The following is an 18,174-nucleotide window of genomic DNA, read 5'->3' on the forward strand; positions in this document are numbered from 1 at the left end:
CTATAATTAAGAACAGAATGCGATGTTTTTTTTATTCTATTGCCTTTTGGTAAAATATTAAACCTTAAATGGAGGGATTTCCCATGGCTAAAGAAAGCTCCTTTGATATTGTTTCAAAAGTAGATTTAGCAGAAGTAACAAACGCCATCAATATTGCCTTGAAAGAGATTCAAAACCGATTCGACTTCAAAGGCTCTGTGAGTGACATCAAGCTTGAGAAGGAAGAACTTGTGCTGCTTTCCGACAGCGAATTCAAGCTCGATCAGCTGAAGGATGTCATGGTAAGTAAGATGATCAAACGAAACGTCCCAACAAAGAACATTCAATACGGAAAAATCGAGGATGCATCCAAAGGGGCTGTTCGCCAGCGTGGAACTTTGGTTCAAGGCATCGATAAAGAGAATACAAAAAAAATCAATACCATCATCAAGAATTCCGGATTGAAGGTAAAAACCCAGATCCAGGACGACCAGGTGCGTGTCACCGGCAAAAACCGTGATGACCTCCAGCAGGTCATTGCCGCATTAAGGGCAGCTGACCTTGATATCGACCTTCAGTTTGTGAATTATCGTTAAATACATAGTGCCAGGCACCTCGATAGGTGCCTGGCACTTTTTTAGATACTTTTTAATTTCGTCAGTACTGCATGTGATAGGAATTCGTAACCCTTGTAATTGAAATGTAAGCCGTCCTCCGTAAGGAAGTCCTCATATCCCGGGTGCCCGATCATCTTTTCAAAAAAATTAAGATAGTAAGCGCCTGTATCAGCCGCAACGCGTTCCACCACTCTTGCAAAATCTTGGAGCGTATCATTTTTCCGTGCATCCTGCCTGGACTCGACCACCGGTGCTGCACTGATTAACAATGTTTTTTCAGGACCGATCAAGCTAGTGATTTTCCTAATATTTTCTTCGTACAATTCTATATCTACATTCCGGTGAATCGCAGAATCATTGGCTCCCAAGAGCACGGTGACAAAATCCGGAGAGAGTGCCAAAACATCCTCTTCGATACGCAATAGCGCATCGACAGTGGTGTTCCCCGATACCCCACTGTTCACAACCTTCCAATCCGGCATTTCCTTTGCGATCCGGGGTGTCAGTCTATCACGCCCATTTTCATCAAGTTCCCGTGCCGTGATGCTATCACCAAAGCATACCAACGTTTTCACTAATTTCCACTCCCCTTTACAAATCGGCCCATCACATATTCATCTGCATATGTACCATCTTCAAACTTTGCATGCTTTTCTTTTCTGCCCTCCACCTTGAAGCCAAGCTTTTCATATACATGTATTCCTCTATCATTGTGTGAGAAAACTTCCAGGGTGACTTTTTCAATGATCGGATCCATAGCGGCCCAATCCAAAAGCATAGTGATCATCCTGGTGCCGAGCCCGTTATTGCAATAAGCTTCCTGGATGCTGATTCCTAAATAGCAATTATGCTGCACCCGTTTTCTTGATCCCCTTTGCGCACTAAGCATACCGATTATCCTGTTATTTTGTTCCGCTACTAGTACAAGATTGTTTTTGGCCTTCATATCTGCAAGCCAGCGGAGCTCCTCTTCAACCGTAATAGTGAATTCCTCAGGCGTTGTCAGTAGGTTCCTGCTTTCTGAATATGCTATCCTGCTATGTTCAATCATTGAAGAAGCATCATCCTTGGTTGCCTCGCGAACTATTATCTCCCCCATCGTTTCCCCTCATTTCCCACTGTAATGTTCTAGCTTTATTAGGATAAATTATAAGCGTTTTCCCAATAATATGAAAGAATTATTGGAGGTGTCCACATGTCAAATCAAACAAAAAAAACATTGCCTGCACAGCATCAAAATCAGCAGCCGGGACTAGAATCCGAGATGGTGCCGGCCCCAAAATCAGAGGATTCTTCCTATAAGGGAAGCGGTAAGCTAAAAGATAAGGTGGCCATCATTACCGGTGGCGACAGTGGCATCGGACGGGCAGCAGCAATCCTCTTTGCGAAAGAAGGAGCCGATGTAGTTATTGTCTACTTGAATGAACATCAAGATGCCAATGAAACAAAAAGGCAAGTCGAACAGGAAGGCCGCCGTTGTCATCTGATTGCAGGGGATATTGGACAGGAATCTTTTTGCAAAAAGATCATCGATGAATGCATAACCACTTTCAATAAATTGGATATCCTTGTGAATAACGCAGCAGAACAGCATCCGCAGGAATCGATAGAAGATATCACTTCCGAACAGCTTGAAAAGACATTCCGTACGAATGTTTTCTCCTTCTTCTATCTGACAAAAGCTGCATTGCCCTATCTGGCAGGCGGAAGTTCCATTATCAATACGGCATCCGTCACAGCTTATGCCGGAAATGAAACCTTGCTGGATTATTCTGCGACAAAAGGGGCAATTGTCACTTTCACAAGATCTCTTGCACTGCAGCTGGTAGGGAAGGGAATCCGTGTAAACGGAGTTGCGCCAGGTCCGATATGGACGCCTTTGATTCCCTCCACTTTTTCGGCTGACAAGGTGGCAAGTTTCGGCGCCAATACCCCGATGAAGCGTCCTGGACAACCGGAAGAGGTCGCACCAAGCTACGTTTTTCTTGCGAGTGATGATTCCTCTTACATGACAGGGCAGATTTTGCATGTGAATGGCGGTAAAATTGTGAATGGGTGAGGGTATCATCCGGAGCTTTTGATTCCCTCAATACCGAGGTTTCCTTTGGGTGAGGGTATCATTCAGGGCTTTTGATTCCCTCACTACCGAGGTTTTCTTCGGAAGAGGGTATCATTCAGGGCTTTTGATTCCCTCACTACCGGAGTTTTCTTTGGATGAGGGTATCATTCAGGGCTTTTGATTCCCTCACTACCGAGGTTTCCTTTGGATGAGTGTATCATCCGGGGCTTTTGATTCCCTCACTACCGAGGTTTTCTTCGGATGAGGGTATCATTCAAGGCTTTTGATTCCCTCATTACCGAAGTTTTCTTCGGGTGAGGGTATCATTCAGGGCTTTTGATTCCCTCAATACCGAGGTTTTCTTCGGATGAGGGTATCATTCAAGGCTTTTGATTCCCTCATTATCGAAGTTTTCTTCGGGTGAGGGTATCATCCGGGGCTTTTGATTCGGCAAACTTTGCTTTGTATTTTTTACCCAAAAATAAAACGCTATACAAATAGTTATCCGCATTTTAAATGGGTTTATCATGGATGTATTAATAAATATAAAAAGCCAGTCCAAAATTCAGACTAGCTTTCCACTGTGTTGCATTTATATTCCTTACACGTCTGGCGCTTCACCATACCATGGGGAATGATGATCCGCTTTGTCGGCTCTGTTGGATCCTTCACCTTCTGGATCAATGTTTTTGCTGCCTGAAATCCAAGCTGAAAGATATTGATGTCCACAGAAGTCAATGGCGGACGTGCCACTTCTGCCAACAGAACATTGTTGAAGCTGACAATCGACATCTGCTCTGGAACATTGATTCCCATATCATGCAATGTATTCAGGATCCCCAATGCCATCAGATCATCCGCTACCACTAGGGCAGTAGGAGGTTCTTCAAGGCTAAGCAGTTCGGATACCGCCTCCTGACCTCCCTCTTTCAGGAACTCCTCGTGGATGATGTATTCATCTTTGTAGGGAATTTCCGCTGTACGCAAAGCTTTCTCATAGCCCAATAGGCGGTCGATCGTCACTACCAGCTGAATGCTTCCCCCGACGAATGCCACCCGCTTGTGTCCAAGGTCTATCAGATGCTCTGTCGCTTCTTTGGCTGCCCTGTAATTATCATTATCCACATGTGTAATCTCTTCCACCTGCTCAAATGGCTTTCCGATTACGACAAAAGGAAAACACTCTTTTTGCAAATACTTGATAATTTTATCCTCGACTGCCGAGTAGAGCAGGATGATTCCATCAACCCTGCGTCCTTGCACCATCTGCATCACACCGTCCAGGATCTCGTTTGCCGTCACTCCGGTGGACATCTGAAGGGCATACTGCTTTTCGTGTGCGGCTGTACTTATTCCCCTAAGCACTTCCGGAAAAAATGGATTTTGAAATGTTTTATCAGCTGAAGCTGGCATCACAAGCCCAATGACCTGTGTGGTTTGGTTTGCGAGACTTCTAGCGATAAAGTTCGGATGGTACCCAAGCTCTTCCATTGCTTCTCTCACGCGTTTCTTTGTTTTTTCACTTATGCGCGGACTGTTCGCGATCACGCGAGAAACTGTGGAAGGTGCAACATTGGCAATCTTGGCTACATCTTTTATCGTAACTGCCATGCACCTATCCCCTCCCTTTTATATAAAACTCCATACTTGTAAACGGATACATTATTGGATATGGGCACTTCCCAAAGAGGGAAATGTCCACACTCCATTTTATTCTTTTTTCTTTCTGCGCCTCATTATCGCTGCTGCGATGAATGCGATAAATCCCCCATAGATGAGTCCCATGGCAGTTACAAAAGGAACGTTCACCCCTGTATCCTCGCTGACCGTATACACTTCTGCAGTCTCGCGATCCAGGCTGACCAGATACTGACCATCTTTATTTCGGACAAGCTCATCGCTTAATGTTCCTCTAAGCTGCAGGTCTTCCCCCAATTTCTCCTGGTCTATCGGGGCCACTTGGGTTCCTGTTGTATTGTTGATTGCAATGATTACAGTTTCTTCCTTGTACTCACGTTTGAAGACAGCCATGCCGCCTTCTTCATAAAGCATTTCGAAACTTCCATGTGTCAGTGCAGGCATGCTCTTTCTCAATTCTGCAAGCTTGGTGATATAGTCGACGATTTCCTGATCCGCCCGAAAGTTCATATCACGGCGGTTATCAGGGTCTTTACCGCCATCCAGGGCAATTTCCGTTCCATAATACACAATTGGAATACCAGGTGCAGTATAAAGATAAGCAAGAGCCTGCTTCATTCTTGCAGGCGGATGCTGCTTTTTCTTGAGTGCCTCTCTCGTAAATCGCTCTACATCATGATTATCGATGAATTTTCCCATTACATACGGGTTGGAGTAGAACGTCTGATTGTGTGCCCATACCGTATCCAAACGACTCAGCGATTGATCTGGAGCAGAGAATACACGGGTGATTTCATTAAAAGTCGGAAAATCCACGAACGAATCGATCCCCGTTTCCTCATATGAAGCCACATAACGCGGGTCGTCATTCCAGACTTCCCCTATTAGAAAGAAGTCTTCTTTCACGGATTTCATTTCCTGTGCAAATTCCGTCCAGAACTCTTTAGGAACATGTTTGACGGTATCAAGTCGATAGCCATCGATATTTGTTTCTTGAATCCACCATTTTGCCATATCAAGCAAATACTGGCGGGTCTCCGGGTTTTCCTGGTTCAGGTCCGGCAAGCCATAGATCCAGCCATTCTCGACCTCATCCTGGTCTTCCCAGTCCCTGACATCCTTCTTTGGATGGAACCAATCTGCTTTGTCCGGTTCCTTCAGCCAGGCATGCTGATAGCCAGTGTGGTTCACTACAATATCCACGATGATTTTGATATCACGTTTGTGTGCCTCTTCTACTAGCTCTTTAAATTCCTCAATAGTCCCAAAATGCTCTTCCGTTTCATAGAAATCCTCAGTCCAATAGCCATGATAGCCCTTGTCCTCATTCTTTACGATGGGCGTCAGCCAAATGGCTGTAAACCCCATGTCCTTGATATAATCAAGCTTTTCTATAATTCCACGGAAATCCCCACCATGGTAGGCTTTTGGATCATCACGATTCACGTCGAAATCATTAGTGGTGTCACCATTGTTAAAGCGGTCGATCATAATAAAATAGATCATCTCATCTTGCCATGCGTGTTCTTCTTTTTCAGCTTTTACAGGTTGAACTGGTTGTACGAACCATGCAGAAAAAAGAAGAAACGGAATGAGAATGAGCCCCATCACTCTTTTCATCAATTCCGCTTCCCTCCTTTAAAATCGTTTTAGTAGTTTTCGCTTTTTGTTCCTTCTATTAAAAGAACCTTTGCTTTCCATAAACGATTATATACTATTATTATCCTTTTGTACCACCGGCAGTTAATCCTGCGATCAGATAACGTTGCAGGAATAGGAACATCAACGCAATCGGGATTGCGATGAGTATCGAACCTGCGGCAAATCGGGTAAAGTTGTTGGCGAACTGATCATTGATGAAGTTGAACAATCCCAATGCCAGTGTAAAGTTTTCAGGGCTTCTTAAAATGATGCGCGGTAATAGGAAGTCCGTGAAAGGCGCCATAAAGTTAAATAGCGCAACTACCGCCAAGATAGGCTTGGCAAGTGGAAGCATGATCTTAAAGAACACCCCAAAATGACCTGCTCCATCCATGCGAGCCGCTTCGTCCAATTCTTTTGGAATCGTATCGAAATACCCTTTAACAAGCCAAGCGTTAAATGGAATTTGGCCACCGATATAAATCAGGGTCAAACCTACTAATGTGTCATCTAGCTTAATCATGTTCAGCATGATGTAGATGGCAACCATCGCCATCAATGCAGGGAACATCTGGAGAAGCAGGAATGCATATAATCCATAAGTTCTTCCACGGAAACGATAGCGTGAAAACGCGTATGCAACAAAGGATGTTACCAGTACAGAAAAGAATGCATTGGCGACAGCCACAAGTATACTGTTTTTATACCAAAGCACATAATCACTCTGCGGGCTCGTAAATAGCCACTTGTAATGTGCCAATGACCAGTTTTCAGGAATCATGGATGCGGAATAAAGGCTGGTTCCCGGATTCAGGGAAAGACCGATTGTCCACAATAACGGGTAGGCAATAATGATGAACATGAAGCCCAGGAATAAATAGATCAGTGATACTTCGATCTTTGATTTTGTTTTTCTGTTCATTATATATTACCCTCCTCTTTAAACGAACGAGTACGACGGAACTGGAAGAAGGCAAAGCCTGCTACAATCAATCCAAGCAGAATGGAAATCGCTGCTGCCATGTTATAGTTGTTCGTCTCGAACGTCAATTTGAACACCCAGGAAATCAGGATATCCGATCCACCTGCGTTTTGTCCGCGAACTGCCGGACCACCATTATTGAATAGATAGATGATATTAAAGTTATTGAAGTTCCCTGCATACTGCATGATCAAAAGTGGTGCAGTAGCATACAAGAGATGTGGCATTGTGATGAAACGGAATTTCTGGAAACGTGTTCCGCCATCCACGTCCGCAGCTTCATACCAGTCCTTCGAAATACTTTGAAGAACCCCTGTGAACAAAGCGAATACGAACGGGAATCCAAGCCAAGTCTGAATCATGATGATTGCAATTTTTGTATAGAATGGATCAGTCAACCATGGAAGTGCCATGCCGATCGTTCCAAGGATATCACGGTTGATGGCACCGAATCGGTCATTGAACATTGCCGCGAAAATCAGGATTGTAACGAAAGCAGGTACTGCCCAAGGTAAAATCAGTATAGTACGGATGAAACGCTTATATTTAACACGGGGGTCGTTAACTAGCAGCGCCAAAAATAGTCCTAGTGCAATTTGTGTTGTGGTTGCAACAACAGTCCAAACAATCGTCCATGAGAATACACTCAAAAATGTGGATTTCCAAAGTGGAATCGATACCAGATTGATGAAGTTCTCAAATCCAACCCAACTAAGAAGGTTTCTAGGTGGAGAGTTATAGAGATTGTAATCGGTAAAAGCCAATGAAACCATGAATAATAGCGGTAATACTACGATAAAGACTAGCATGATCATTCCAGGGATGACCATGAAATACGGAAAACCGGTGTCATAGAAGTTTTTAAGTCCTTCTCTGATGGATGGTTTACCTTTACCTAATTTAATATCGATGGCATTATTGCGTGCATCCATGACATTCAGGTAATACAGGCCAGCTGCAAATACAGTGATGATAATGGAAATCAAGCCTTGGATCAGTAGAAATATGGAGTGGTCCACCTTTGGGATTTCCCCAAGTGTGAAGATTCCCCAATATCCCCAGCTCAAAAAGTTCCAGAAAGTTATTAAAAATGAAGCCTCGATGATAATGAATGCAATACCTTTCGCATATCTGCGGTTATACAGTTGCCCTAACCCTGCAAACAAAATGGAAAGGATCATGGCTAAGGTCGGGTTATGTTTCCGCATTGTGGTTGTTGCTGTCTCAGGCATAGCAGATCCTCCTTCTTAAAGAATAATAGTGGATAGACAAGCTGCAAGCTTCATCTATCCACCAACTTCTACCTCTTAATTGTTACTGTGCTCCACTTGCAGCAATTTTATCTTCAATTTGTTGTTTCGCTTCTGCTAATACATCAGCAACATCGTCGCCGTTAGCGATGAATTGAAGAGCGGATCCCATAGGCTCCCAAACTTGTTGCATTTGTGGAATGTTTGGCATAGGCTCACCGTATTGAGTTTGCTCTGCGAATGCACCGATTAACTCATCGTTAGCGATTTCGTCGCTATCAAGCGCTTCTTGAAGTGCAGGCATTTCACCAGCTGCAGAGTAGTATTTCATTGCATTGTCATAGTTTGTAACGAATTTCATCAAGTCAATCGCCCACTCTTGGTTTTCAGAGTAAGAGCTTAGCATCCAAGTCTTAACACCAACGAAAGATTTAGGAACGTCGCCATTGTCAAGCTTTGGAAGTGTAGCAGTACCTAATTTGTCCCCTAAAGCTTCTTTATAAGTAGGGATATTCCAAGGACCTGTGATTACAGAAGCAACTTTTCCACCAGTGAATAGACCATTCATGATGTCTCCGTTGATTTCTTTCGGGATGTAACCGTTAGAGAACCAAGATTGTACCAATTCTCCACCTTCAACAGCACCTTCGTTAGCAAGACCGATATCTTTAGCATCGAAGCCAGAACCATCGTTCTTGAATACATATCCGCCGTTACCAGCGAAGAAAGGATAGATGAAATAGAAGTTAGTTGCTTCCATTAAGAAACCATATTTGTCTTGTGCTTGATCTGTTTGATCAGCTGCAACTTTCATTAAACCTTCCATAGTAGCAACTTCTTCAGCAGATACTAGATCTTTATTATAGAATAATCCGTAAGTTTCGATTACTTGAGGTACACCGTAAACTTCTCCGTCAACAGTTACTGCATTCATAGCAGTTTCGCTGTATTTCTTAGCATCTTCACCTAAGTCGATAGGATCAGCCAAACCTTGAAGAACGATATCACCGATACGATCGTGTGGTTGGAAGAAAATATCCGGACCTTTTCCAGATGGAGCGTCCAGCGCTAGTACTTCGATTTGATCAAGCATGGAAATTCCAGTAGCTTCTACCTTGATTCCAGTTTCTTCTGTGTATGCAGCGAAGATTTCTTCAAGAGCTGCTTTTTGCTCTTCTTGATCATTTACCCAAACTGTAAGCTTTTCTGGTTTTTCTACACCTTCAGTTGTCGTACCTTCACCATTGTTTGCAGCATTGCCATTGCCGTTGCCTTCTCCCGCGTTTCTATCACGCTGTGGACCACAAGCAGCAAGAACGCCCAAAGTAAGTACTGCAACCATTAACATTACTAGGAACTTCTTCATATTGACCCCTCCGTCATTTAAGTATGTCTTTTACTAGATTGTACAAGCGGTTGCATTCCCATGTAAGCGAAATCATATAGCGCTTACATTTTCGTGAAAACGATTGCACAACTTTCACTTTTTATTATACATGCTTTAGCCCAATTGACAACAAGTTTTTTTAAAAAATTTGATATATTTATAGAAACGAGAGCCATCTATATTTACTAAACTATCATCCAATCCTTGATACATCTGACTTTCTATTATATTATCCATGACCCCTACAATAGCTGGCCTATTAATTGAGCATCTATCCTCCCCCGGTTGTTTTGCTTTTCATTGACAACCTTTTCAATTTGACATAAGGTTATGTTGAATAAAATGGCAATGAAGCGATTTCAACCATTTTTTTCTCATATTAGATGCAAGCGATTGCATAAAGGAGAGGTTGAATACATGATGCTCAAAGAAGCGATCTACCATCGCCCCAAAAACAATTTTGCATACGCATACAATGAAACTACACTTCATATCCGTCTACAGACAAAGAAAAATGATGTAGATAACGTGGAGCTTATCCATGGAGATCCATATGTTTGGGAAAATTCCGAATGGGTCTCTGCAAAAACACCTATGACAAAGATTGGCTCTGATGATTTATATGATTATTGGTTGGCAGAGGTCTCCCCGGAATTCAGAAGGCTCCGCTACGGATTCTCCCTTACTTCAAGTGAAGAAAAGCTGACGCTTACAGAAAAAGGTTTTTTTGAAGAAGAACCGAAGGATTGCGGCCTATACTACTGCTTTCCATTTTTGAATAAAGCAGATGTATTCCGCGCGCCAGCATGGGCAAAGGATACAATCTGGTATCAAATTTTCCCTGAAAGATTTGCAAACGGCAATAAGGATAATGATCCAGAGGGTGCACTTCCATGGGGAAGCACCGAACCTAGTACCACCAACCTGTTTGGCGGGGATTTCGAGGGGGTCATCGAGCATATCGATCACCTTGTAGATCTTGGTATTACGGGAATCTATTTCACTCCTATCTTCAAAGCACGTTCTAACCATAAATACGATACAATTGATTATATGGAAATCGATCCTCAATTCGGGGATAAGGAAACTTTCAAAAAGCTTGTGGAAGTCTGCCATGATAAAGGCATAAAAGTGATGCTCGATGCCGTATTCAATCACAGTGGATACTACTGGGCACCCTTCCAGGATGTATTGAAAAACGGTAAGGATTCCAAGTATAGTGACTGGTTCCATATTTGGGACTTTCCTGTCCAAACGAAGCCGAAGCCTAATTATGATGCATTCGCTTTCGTTTCCGACATGCCAAAGCTGAATACGGAAAACCAGGAAGTAAAGGACTATCTCCTTGAAGTCGGACGTTACTGGGTCCGTGAGTTTGACATAGACGGCTGGAGACTTGACGTAGCAAACGAAGTCGACCACCAGTTCTGGAGAGAATTCAGACAAGCAGTAAAGGCGGAAAAAGAGGATGTCTATATCCTTGGCGAAATCTGGCACGATTCCATGCCTTGGCTACAGGGCGATCAGTTCGACGCAGTCATGAATTACCCTTTTACAACCGCAACTTTGGATTACCTTGCCAAGAATGTGACAAAGGCAGAGGATTTCGCCAACTCCATCACCAAAGTGCTGAACTCCTACCCGAAGAATGTCAATGAAGTAGCATTCAATCTACTTGGAAGTCATGACACTCCTCGTATTTTGACAATCTGTGGAGATGACAAGAACAAACTGAAGCTTTTGTTCCTCTTCCAGCTTTCCTTTATAGGAGCACCTTGCATTTATTATGGGGACGAAATCAGCATGACCGGAGAACAGGACCCAGGTTGCCGCAAATGTATGATCTGGGAAAAGGAAGATCAGGATGGGGACATGTTCGGATTCGTGAAGAGACTCACCCATCTCCGTAAAGAGCGTGCAACTTTTGGTAATCACGGGGATATAAGGTTCATCCAGGCGAGCAATGAGACCAATCATGTGATGTACGAAAAAATATCTGATGAAGAAACGATCCTGTTCATCGTGAATAACAGCGATCAGGAATTGGTTGTGACTTTGCCTGAAAGCACAAAAGGAAAAGTATTGAATGATATATGGAACGACGAGGAGTTTGCATATGAAGCAGAAGTGCTTCAGGCAAAGCTTCCTCCTTACGGTTTTCAGATTTTATCCTATATGTAAGTTAATTTTAGAAAGCCTCATCCGCATGCCAGGTTGCTTGCAGATGAGGCTTTTTGGTTGAGTTGGTTTGGGAGTGCGGATTATTTTAGGAGGGATGTGGGCTGCTGGCAGATTTTCTTACCACCTTAACCTTGTAGGTATTCATTTTGCTTTTTTCGTGCCGTGACTGATGCTTTCCCCCCACAAACACGGTACGATTATTGGCTTTTCGTACCGTCACCCATGCTTTTCCTACTCTACCACGGTACGATTACTCTCTTTTCGTGCCGTCACCCATGCTTTTCCTACTCTACCACGGTACGATTACTCTCTTTTCGTGCCGTCACCCATGCTTTTCCTACTCTACTACGGTACGATTACTCTCTTTTCGTGCCGTCACTCATGCTTTTTCACCTATATCACGGTACGATTACTCTCTTTTCGTGCCGTCACTCATGCTTTTTCCCCTCTACCACGGTACGATTACTCTCTTTTCGTACCGTCACTCACGGTTTTTCCCCTCTACCACGGTACGATTCTGCCTTTCACGCTGTCGCTCATGCATCAATCCCTGGCCCCCTGTACCACTGCAAAATCCCTACCTCAGAAAAACTTCCCACTACTTCCGATGCACGAGCCTCCTGTATTCCATCGGTGTCGCCCCTTCCATCTTCTTGAAGAGTTTGGAGAAGTAGGTGACGTCCTCGATGCCAACTTCCCTCGATATGGTGGATACTTTGTACTCCGTCTCCACGAGCAGGCGTTTTGCCTGATGCAGCCTGTAGTGGGTCAAATATTGTATGGGGCTTATCCCGATTGTTTTTTGCATGCATCTTGTTATGTAGTCCGGATGAAAATTCAGCTCCTGCTTCAGCCACGTCATGCTTATCTGATTCTGATAGTTGTCCTGGATCAGCTTCATGGCCTGCTCGCAAACTTTTTCTGTTGCGCTCGGGATCGAGAATGCCTCCTTTTGCAGCTGCAGGATAAACTCAGAAAAATAGATTTGCTGCTTAAGATAGTCATCCGGGAGATGTGCATCCCCTTCGCTGATACTAAGCATGGTTTCAAGCTGCTGTTCAATAATCTCCCTTCTTTTCACCTCGGCGTATTGGGGGATATGAAAAAGATAGTGACCCGCTTCAATGAATGTCGGCTCCTTCTTGTACACATAGGACCAATCGAGTTCCTTCGTTTCCACAACCTGATATGCGTCATTAGGGATGACAAAATGAAGCCAATAGTAAGTTGTATCCTCGTCACAGCCCTGGTAGCCCGTATGTCTCTTTCCAGGTACGAGAATCACGTACTGTCCCTCTTTCACTTCAAATTTATTGTCATCCTCCTGCATGTAGAGCTTCCCCTTTGTCACATAGAGAAGATCAAAAACCGTAAACACCCGGGAAAAATGCTTCTTTCCTTTCTGGAAGGTAAATTCCCCACCCCTGATGAACGTCGGGAAAGGAGGAATGGAAAGCGCAATCATTGACATTCTTTACACCTCAAGTCGTAATACTCCAATAAGTATCGAAATCATCTCTTTCTATTATAATGATATCCGGTTAAACTATAAATTGTTTTATGTCGGAATCATCAAAAGGAGTAAAATAATGAAAGAAACAAGCACAAAGAAATTGACACTTTTCGCCTTGACTTGGCCAATTTTCATAGAAGTATTATTGCATATGGTTATGGGGAATGCAGATATCCTGATGCTGAGCCAGTACTCGGATGACGCCGTAGCTGCAGTGGGCGTGGCGAATCAGCTTCTATTCATGCTCATTGTCATGTTCGGTTTTATTGCAACGGGCACCTCGATACTTGTCGCTCAGTACCTCGGAGCAAAAAACAGGATTCTTGCAGGTGAAGTAACCGTAGTATCCCTCGGTGCCAACCTAGTATTCAGCATAGTGATAAGCCTGATTGTCTTTGGGTTCAGTTCACAGCTGCTCTTGTTAATGGATCTCCCCTCCGAGCTTTTGGCAGAGGCTGACTCCTACCTGAAATTAGTCGGAGTATTTTCGTTCGTGCAGGCTCTTGTCATCACGATGGGTGCCACGATCAGAAGCTACGGATTTACCAGGGACGCCATGTATGTCACCATCGGGATGAACATACTCAATATCATTGGAAATTACCTCTTCATTTTCGGACCATTCGGAATCCCTGTACTCGGAGTGGAAGGGGTTGCCCTTTCTACCGTTGTCAGCCGTGCACTCGGTCTTATCGTAATAACCGTTTTATTACTAAAAAGAATCGAAGAGCCGCTTCCTTTCAAAAGGATTTTCCAATTACCGATGAGCCATTTGAAAAACCTTTTAAAAATCGGCATACCTTCAGCCGGAGAGCATCTATCCTATAATACCTCCCAGATCGTCATCACCTTTTTCATTGTGATGATAGGAACGGAGGCGCTGACCACAAAGGTCTATACGCAAAGTTTGATGATGTTCATCTTCCTCTTCGGGGTTGCCATCGGACAGGGGACACAGATCATGATCGGTCACCAGATTGGCGCCGGCAATATCGAGGACGCTTATAAGCGCTGCATCAAAAGCTTGCGCTTGGCCATATTGATCAGCATCCTCACTGCAATTCCGATTGCAATATTCTCTGATACCCTTTTAGGATTCTTTACTTCGAATCCGGATATTATCGCACTTGGCGGTACGCTGATCCTCCTAACGGTCATTTTGGAGCCCGGCCGCTCATTCAATCTCGTGGTCATCAGTTCGCTTCGTGCCGCCGGGGATGTAAAATTCCCTGTTTATATAGGGATATTATCCATGTGGGGAGTTTCGGTGACTGTTTCGTATGTACTCGGCATCCATTTCGGATTGGGCCTCGTAGGTGTCTGGATTGCCATGATCATGGATGAATGGCTGAGAGGCATCATTATGCTAAGAAGATGGAAGTCAAAAGTGTGGGTAAATAAATCCTTTGTAGTATCCCAATCAAAAAATGCATCCTAAATGAACGGCACTCCCATAAAAGGGGGTGCTTTTTTGTCTTTGTTAGAAAACCTGACACACTTGTAAACGTTTTCGCCAGAATTTTTCGAAAATTCGTATTGCAAAGTGAATAAATATGAAATATGATAATAAACATACCATATGATGTTAGGAAATATAACATTAGATAAAAAGGAGAGATATTATGAAAAAGGTGGAAGCAATCATTCGTCCAGAAACATTCCGCAGCCTTCGTGAACGCCTGGAAGAAGTAGGCATCAACGGTCTGACCGTTTCCGAAGTGGCTGGTTGCGGGCAGCAAAAAGGACAGCAGGGTGTCTTTCGAGGCAATACATTTGAAATTAAACTCCTCCCCAAAGTAAAAGTCGAAATGGTCGTAGAAGCGGAATTTGTAGATGAAATAGTACAGATCATCCAGGAAACATGCAGCACCAATTCTGTAGGGGACGGGAAAATATTTATCTACCATATCGAAGATGCCATTCGCATCCGTACAGGGGAAACCGGCAAACTTGCAATACTCTAACAATTACAGAAAGGGATGATCACATTGAAAAAGAAAATTGGTTTATTGATGACAGGCGGCTTAATCTTTGGTTCAACAGCACACGCACAAGCTCCGACAGTGGAAACATTGAATATTTCCATGGATATGGTGTGGATCATGATCGGTGCATTGCTCGTATTCTTTATGCACGCTGGATTTGCAATGGTGGAGTCAGGATTTACTCGGTCCAAAAACTCCCTTAATATCCTGATGAAAAATTTCCTTACGATTTCCATCGGCTCTATCCTATATTTGGCGGTTGGTTATGCATTTATGTTCGGTTCATCCTCGGGAGGCTTCATCGGGACGGAAGGATTCTTTCTTTCAGGCCGTGAAGGGGACATCGGCTTCTTCGTCTTCCAGGCAATGTTCGCAGCCACATGCGCAACCATCATCTCAGGGGCTGTGGCAGAAAGGATGAAGCTTAGCAGTTATATCCTTATCACTGTTGTAATGACCGCTTTCATCTATCCTGTTGTGGGACATTGGGTCTGGGGCGGCGGCTGGTTGTCGGAAATGGGCTTTACCGACTTTGCAGGATCCACGGTCGTACATCTGACCGGGGCGCTCGGTGCCGTTGTTGCGGTTCGATTCCTAGGTGCAAGGCTTGGCAAATATTCAAACGGCAAAGTGAATGTCATTTCAGGTCACAATATCCCACTTGGGGCACTTGGAGTATTCATCCTTTGGTTCGGATGGTTCGGATTTAATGGCGGAAGCACGCTTGCTGCCGATCCCGAGCTTATCCCACATGTCATCACCACCACCCTATTATCCGCTTCTGCCGGTGTACTCGCGTCCGCTTTTTATTCCAAGTTGCGTTATAAGCGTGTGGATGCTTCCCTGACACTGAACGGAGCATTGGCAGGACTTGTAGGGATTACTGCAGGGACAGGTGATGTTTCACCGATCGGCGCCATCTTAATCGGTTTAATCGCTGGAGTGATCCTTGTGGAATCCGTTTCATTCATTGACAGAGTGCTCAAATTGGATGATCCTGTAGGGGCAATTGCGGTACATGGGGTATGCGGAATTTGGGGTACACTTGCTGTAGGATTATTCTCCACTTCAACCGGACTTTTCTATGGCGGCGGTGCAGGTCAATTGGGGATTCAGGCAATAGGGATCCTGGCGGTGATCGCATGGACAGCAGTGACCGTCACTCTCTTCCTTTTCCTTGTAACCCGTTTCTCGAGCATCCGCGTTACGAAGGAAGAGGAAATTTCAGGCTTGGATTTTGCCGAGCACGGTTCTTCGGCCTACGAACTGAGGGAATCGGTATTTTCTGATAATAGCTCTGCACCTGAATTCGGAACAGGCCTTGTCCACAGGTTGAACAATCTTGGAACAACCAAACAGAAAGCAAAGCAAGTCTAATATAAACAGTCAAAGATAAACATAGAAATGACAGGAGCGATCCATTCGATATGGATCGCTTTTCATATGTATACAAAACATATACAAACATTTAACCTTAGTGTTATAATTCCACCTAGAGGTGATAAAAAATGGTCAGTAAATGGGAGCGGAATGTCTTTCATTTTTTTATTCTATGGTACATATGCGGCGTGATCTTGTTGACATTCGACCTTCTCCCCCCGTGGCTTGAGTGGGCAAATGTGGTCTTTCTTGTTACGGCAGGTTCACTCGGGGCGATATATTTCATTAAAAACTATAAAACCCTCGGATTCCTTTTTACTCTTATCGTCTTCTTTTCATCCATTGCCGCCGAGCATATCGGCGTGAAATATGGATTACTTTTTGGAGACTATTATTACAACTCTTATTTTGGCCCGATGCTTTTTGGCGTTCCGGTCACAATCGGGTTTGCCTGGGTCATGGTCATCGCCACTTCCCATGTGATGGCCCTTCGAATATTTCCTGATTCCCCTTTATTGTTGAAAGCAACAGTGGCAGCCCTTGCAGCGGTAGTGCTGGATTTGATCATCGATCCTGTCGCATTCATCGCGAAGGAATATTGGATCTGGAGTGGAGAGAGTTTTTACTATAACATCCCTATGTTCAATTTCTATAGCTGGTTTGGATTATCCCTCCTCTTCCATCTTGTGCTGCTGCTATTAACTTCTCTTTCATCTTCAAAGGAGAATCGCTATTGGGAGAAGAATATGTTTCTACTATACGGCCTGATGGTGGGCATGTTTTGTTTGATTGCTTTATCCTCACAATTATATCTGGCGTTCTTCGCCACCATCATCCCTGCCATTCTTCTTTATGCCGGAACATATAAGAACAAGGAGCTTTTTCATGATACCAGCCAAAAAAAGCAGAGCATTTGATTATTTTTTTGATCACTTCAATAAACGCTTCCTGAAGTTCCATTTCCGGGGAGTATTTTTTTCAAAAGGGGCAGATGCAACCATCCCTGCCTCCCCTTGCTTATTCATCGTCAATCATAGTACATGGTGGGACGCGCTGGCTGTGTTCCACCTGAATCGCCATGTAATCATGCAGGAAAGCTTTGTAATGATGCACGAAAAAGGGATAAGGGAATACCCCTTCTTCCGTAAAATAGGAGCATTCTCCGTCAACAGGGAGAATCCCAAGGATATTGTACTTTCCTTGCAGTATGCAAAAGAAAGATTAAAAGAAAACAAGACGTTATGGCTATTCCCCCAGGGAGACGAACGACATCAGGAAATCCGGCCATTGGGATTCCTGCCAGGGGCCCTGCATATCGTAAAAAATACCAACATTCCAATCGTCCCTGTCCTCCTCTACTATTCTTTCGGGAGAGAGCGTAAGCCCGACATCCATATCAGGGTTTGCGGGCCGGTGACGGCAGATGACCTGCCGGGTACTTCATCCAAAGATAAGAATGTTGCCTTGGAGGAATTATTCACAACTCATCTTGAGCGTTTAAAACAGGACGTAATAATGGAAAATACACGCGATTTTAAAAATCTATTATAGCGTGAAGGGAG

At 43.9% G+C, this 18,174-nt stretch carries 16 protein-coding genes; 8 read left to right on the plus strand and 8 right to left on the minus strand.

The genetic code is table 11. The features are described from left to right. Positions 1–83 precede the first annotated feature (83 nt). Entirely contained in the window at positions 84–575 is a 492-nt protein-coding gene (locus tag JOC95_RS12215; RefSeq protein WP_204416613.1) for a YajQ family cyclic di-GMP-binding protein, read from the plus strand. A gap of 41 nt (positions 576–616) precedes the next feature. Here the strand turns inward: JOC95_RS12215 and JOC95_RS12220 are convergent, their stop codons facing one another. Both JOC95_RS12220 and JOC95_RS12225 read right to left on the minus strand, forming a co-directional pair. Continuing rightward, positions 617–1,171, minus strand: coding sequence for a GDSL-type esterase/lipase family protein (locus JOC95_RS12220; protein WP_204416615.1), 555 nt, complete (start codon positions 1,169–1,171; stop codon positions 617–619). Then, positions 1,171–1,695 (minus strand): GNAT family N-acetyltransferase, encoded by a 525-nt coding sequence (locus JOC95_RS12225; RefSeq protein ID WP_224839567.1) that lies wholly within the window; start codon positions 1,693–1,695, stop codon positions 1,171–1,173. The genes JOC95_RS12220 and JOC95_RS12225 overlap by 1 nt, the downstream gene beginning before the upstream one ends. Positions 1,696–1,791: 96 nt before the next feature. Between JOC95_RS12225 and JOC95_RS12230 the strand changes: the two genes are divergently transcribed. Then, positions 1,792–2,655, plus strand: coding sequence for an SDR family oxidoreductase (locus JOC95_RS12230; protein ID WP_204416617.1), 864 nt, complete (start codon positions 1,792–1,794; stop codon positions 2,653–2,655). Between the two features lie 570 nt (positions 2,656–3,225). Here JOC95_RS12230 and JOC95_RS12235 read toward each other — a convergent pair. The 5 genes from JOC95_RS12235 to JOC95_RS12255 form a co-directional block, all read right to left on the minus strand. Then, positions 3,226–4,266 (minus strand): LacI family DNA-binding transcriptional regulator, encoded by a 1,041-nt coding sequence (locus JOC95_RS12235; RefSeq protein WP_204416619.1) that lies wholly within the window; start codon positions 4,264–4,266, stop codon positions 3,226–3,228. Positions 4,267–4,365: 99 nt separating this feature from the next. Next, positions 4,366–5,913 (minus strand): alpha-amylase family glycosyl hydrolase, encoded by a 1,548-nt coding sequence (locus JOC95_RS12240; protein WP_204417264.1) that lies wholly within the window; start codon positions 5,911–5,913, stop codon positions 4,366–4,368. Positions 5,914–6,013: 100 nt separating this feature from the next. Next, entirely contained in the window at positions 6,014–6,856 is an 843-nt protein-coding gene (locus tag JOC95_RS12245; RefSeq protein WP_204416621.1) for a sugar ABC transporter permease, read from the minus strand. Beyond that, entirely contained in the window at positions 6,856–8,148 is a 1,293-nt protein-coding gene (locus JOC95_RS12250) for a carbohydrate ABC transporter permease (RefSeq protein ID WP_204416623.1), read from the minus strand. The genes JOC95_RS12245 and JOC95_RS12250 overlap by 1 nt, the downstream gene beginning before the upstream one ends. An 82-nt stretch (positions 8,149–8,230) precedes the next feature. After that, complete coding sequence (locus JOC95_RS12255; RefSeq protein WP_204416625.1) at positions 8,231–9,532, minus strand: sugar ABC transporter substrate-binding protein; 1,302 nt, start codon at positions 9,530–9,532, stop codon at positions 8,231–8,233. Between the two features lie 441 nt (positions 9,533–9,973). Here JOC95_RS12255 and JOC95_RS12260 point away from each other — a divergent pair, with 441 nt between their 5' ends. Next, positions 9,974–11,734, plus strand: a complete 1,761-nt coding sequence (locus tag JOC95_RS12260; RefSeq protein ID WP_204417266.1) for an alpha-glycosidase — start codon at positions 9,974–9,976, stop codon at positions 11,732–11,734. Positions 11,735–12,332: 598 nt separating this feature from the next. Here the strand turns inward: JOC95_RS12260 and JOC95_RS12265 are convergent. Then, positions 12,333–13,205, minus strand: coding sequence for an AraC family transcriptional regulator (locus JOC95_RS12265; protein WP_204416627.1), 873 nt, complete (start codon positions 13,203–13,205; stop codon positions 12,333–12,335). A 118-nt stretch (positions 13,206–13,323) separates the two neighbouring features. Between JOC95_RS12265 and JOC95_RS12270 the strand changes: the two genes are divergently transcribed. The 5 genes from JOC95_RS12270 to JOC95_RS12290 all read left to right on the plus strand — a co-directional run bounded on the left by JOC95_RS12270 (position 13,324) and on the right by JOC95_RS12290 (position 18,163). Next, the gene (locus JOC95_RS12270) at positions 13,324–14,685 is read left to right on the plus strand and encodes an MATE family efflux transporter (RefSeq protein ID WP_204416629.1); all 1,362 of its coding nucleotides are present in this window, start codon (positions 13,324–13,326) and stop codon (positions 14,683–14,685) included. A 184-nt stretch (positions 14,686–14,869) separates the two neighbouring features. Then, the gene (locus JOC95_RS12275; protein ID WP_204416631.1) at positions 14,870–15,211 is read left to right on the plus strand and encodes a P-II family nitrogen regulator; all 342 of its coding nucleotides are present in this window, start codon (positions 14,870–14,872) and stop codon (positions 15,209–15,211) included. 24 nt (positions 15,212–15,235) lie between these two features. Next, positions 15,236–16,609: an ammonium transporter gene (locus tag JOC95_RS12280; protein WP_419096240.1), complete on the plus strand. Its 1,374-nt coding sequence runs from the start codon at positions 15,236–15,238 to the stop codon at positions 16,607–16,609. 131 nt (positions 16,610–16,740) lie between these two features. Then, complete coding sequence (locus tag JOC95_RS12285; protein WP_204416633.1) at positions 16,741–17,529, plus strand: carotenoid biosynthesis protein; 789 nt, start codon at positions 16,741–16,743, stop codon at positions 17,527–17,529. Beyond that, positions 17,498–18,163, plus strand: a complete 666-nt coding sequence (locus JOC95_RS12290; protein WP_204416635.1) for a lysophospholipid acyltransferase family protein — start codon at positions 17,498–17,500, stop codon at positions 18,161–18,163. Before JOC95_RS12285 ends, JOC95_RS12290 begins: the two co-directional genes overlap by 32 nt. Positions 18,164–18,174 lie beyond the last annotated feature (11 nt).

The sequence above is a fragment of the Sutcliffiella tianshenii genome, from assembly GCF_016908565.1.
Classification (GTDB): Bacteria; Bacillota; Bacilli; order Bacillales; family Bacillaceae_I; genus Sutcliffiella_A; species Sutcliffiella_A tianshenii.

Bases quoted from the DNA above. Each gene is read 5' to 3' on its own strand.
- JOC95_RS12215 (WP_204416613.1), top strand. From the start codon at position 84: ATGGCTAAAGAAAGCTCCTTTGATATTGTTTCAAAAGTAGATTTAGCA.
- JOC95_RS12225 (WP_224839567.1), bottom strand. From the start codon at position 1,695: ATGGGGGAGATAATAGTTCGCGAGGCAACCAAGGATGATGCTTCTTCA.
- JOC95_RS12230 (WP_204416617.1), top strand. From the start codon at position 1,792: ATGTCAAATCAAACAAAAAAAACATTGCCTGCACAGCATCAAAATCAG.
- JOC95_RS12235 (WP_204416619.1), bottom strand. From the start codon at position 4,266: ATGGCAGTTACGATAAAAGATGTAGCCAAGATTGCCAATGTTGCACCT.
- JOC95_RS12240 (WP_204417264.1), bottom strand. From the start codon at position 5,913: ATGAAAAGAGTGATGGGGCTCATTCTCATTCCGTTTCTTCTTTTTTCT.
- JOC95_RS12245 (WP_204416621.1), bottom strand. From the start codon at position 6,856: ATGAACAGAAAAACAAAATCAAAGATCGAAGTATCACTGATCTATTTA.
- JOC95_RS12250 (WP_204416623.1), bottom strand. From the start codon at position 8,148: ATGCCTGAGACAGCAACAACCACAATGCGGAAACATAACCCGACCTTA.
- JOC95_RS12255 (WP_204416625.1), bottom strand. From the start codon at position 9,532: ATGAAGAAGTTCCTAGTAATGTTAATGGTTGCAGTACTTACTTTGGGC.
- JOC95_RS12260 (WP_204417266.1), top strand. From the start codon at position 9,974: ATGCTCAAAGAAGCGATCTACCATCGCCCCAAAAACAATTTTGCATAC.
- JOC95_RS12265 (WP_204416627.1), bottom strand. From the start codon at position 13,205: ATGTCAATGATTGCGCTTTCCATTCCTCCTTTCCCGACGTTCATCAGG.
- JOC95_RS12270 (WP_204416629.1), top strand. From the start codon at position 13,324: ATGAAAGAAACAAGCACAAAGAAATTGACACTTTTCGCCTTGACTTGG.
- JOC95_RS12275 (WP_204416631.1), top strand. From the start codon at position 14,870: ATGAAAAAGGTGGAAGCAATCATTCGTCCAGAAACATTCCGCAGCCTT.
- JOC95_RS12285 (WP_204416633.1), top strand. From the start codon at position 16,741: ATGGTCAGTAAATGGGAGCGGAATGTCTTTCATTTTTTTATTCTATGG.
- JOC95_RS12290 (WP_204416635.1), top strand. From the start codon at position 17,498: ATGATACCAGCCAAAAAAAGCAGAGCATTTGATTATTTTTTTGATCAC.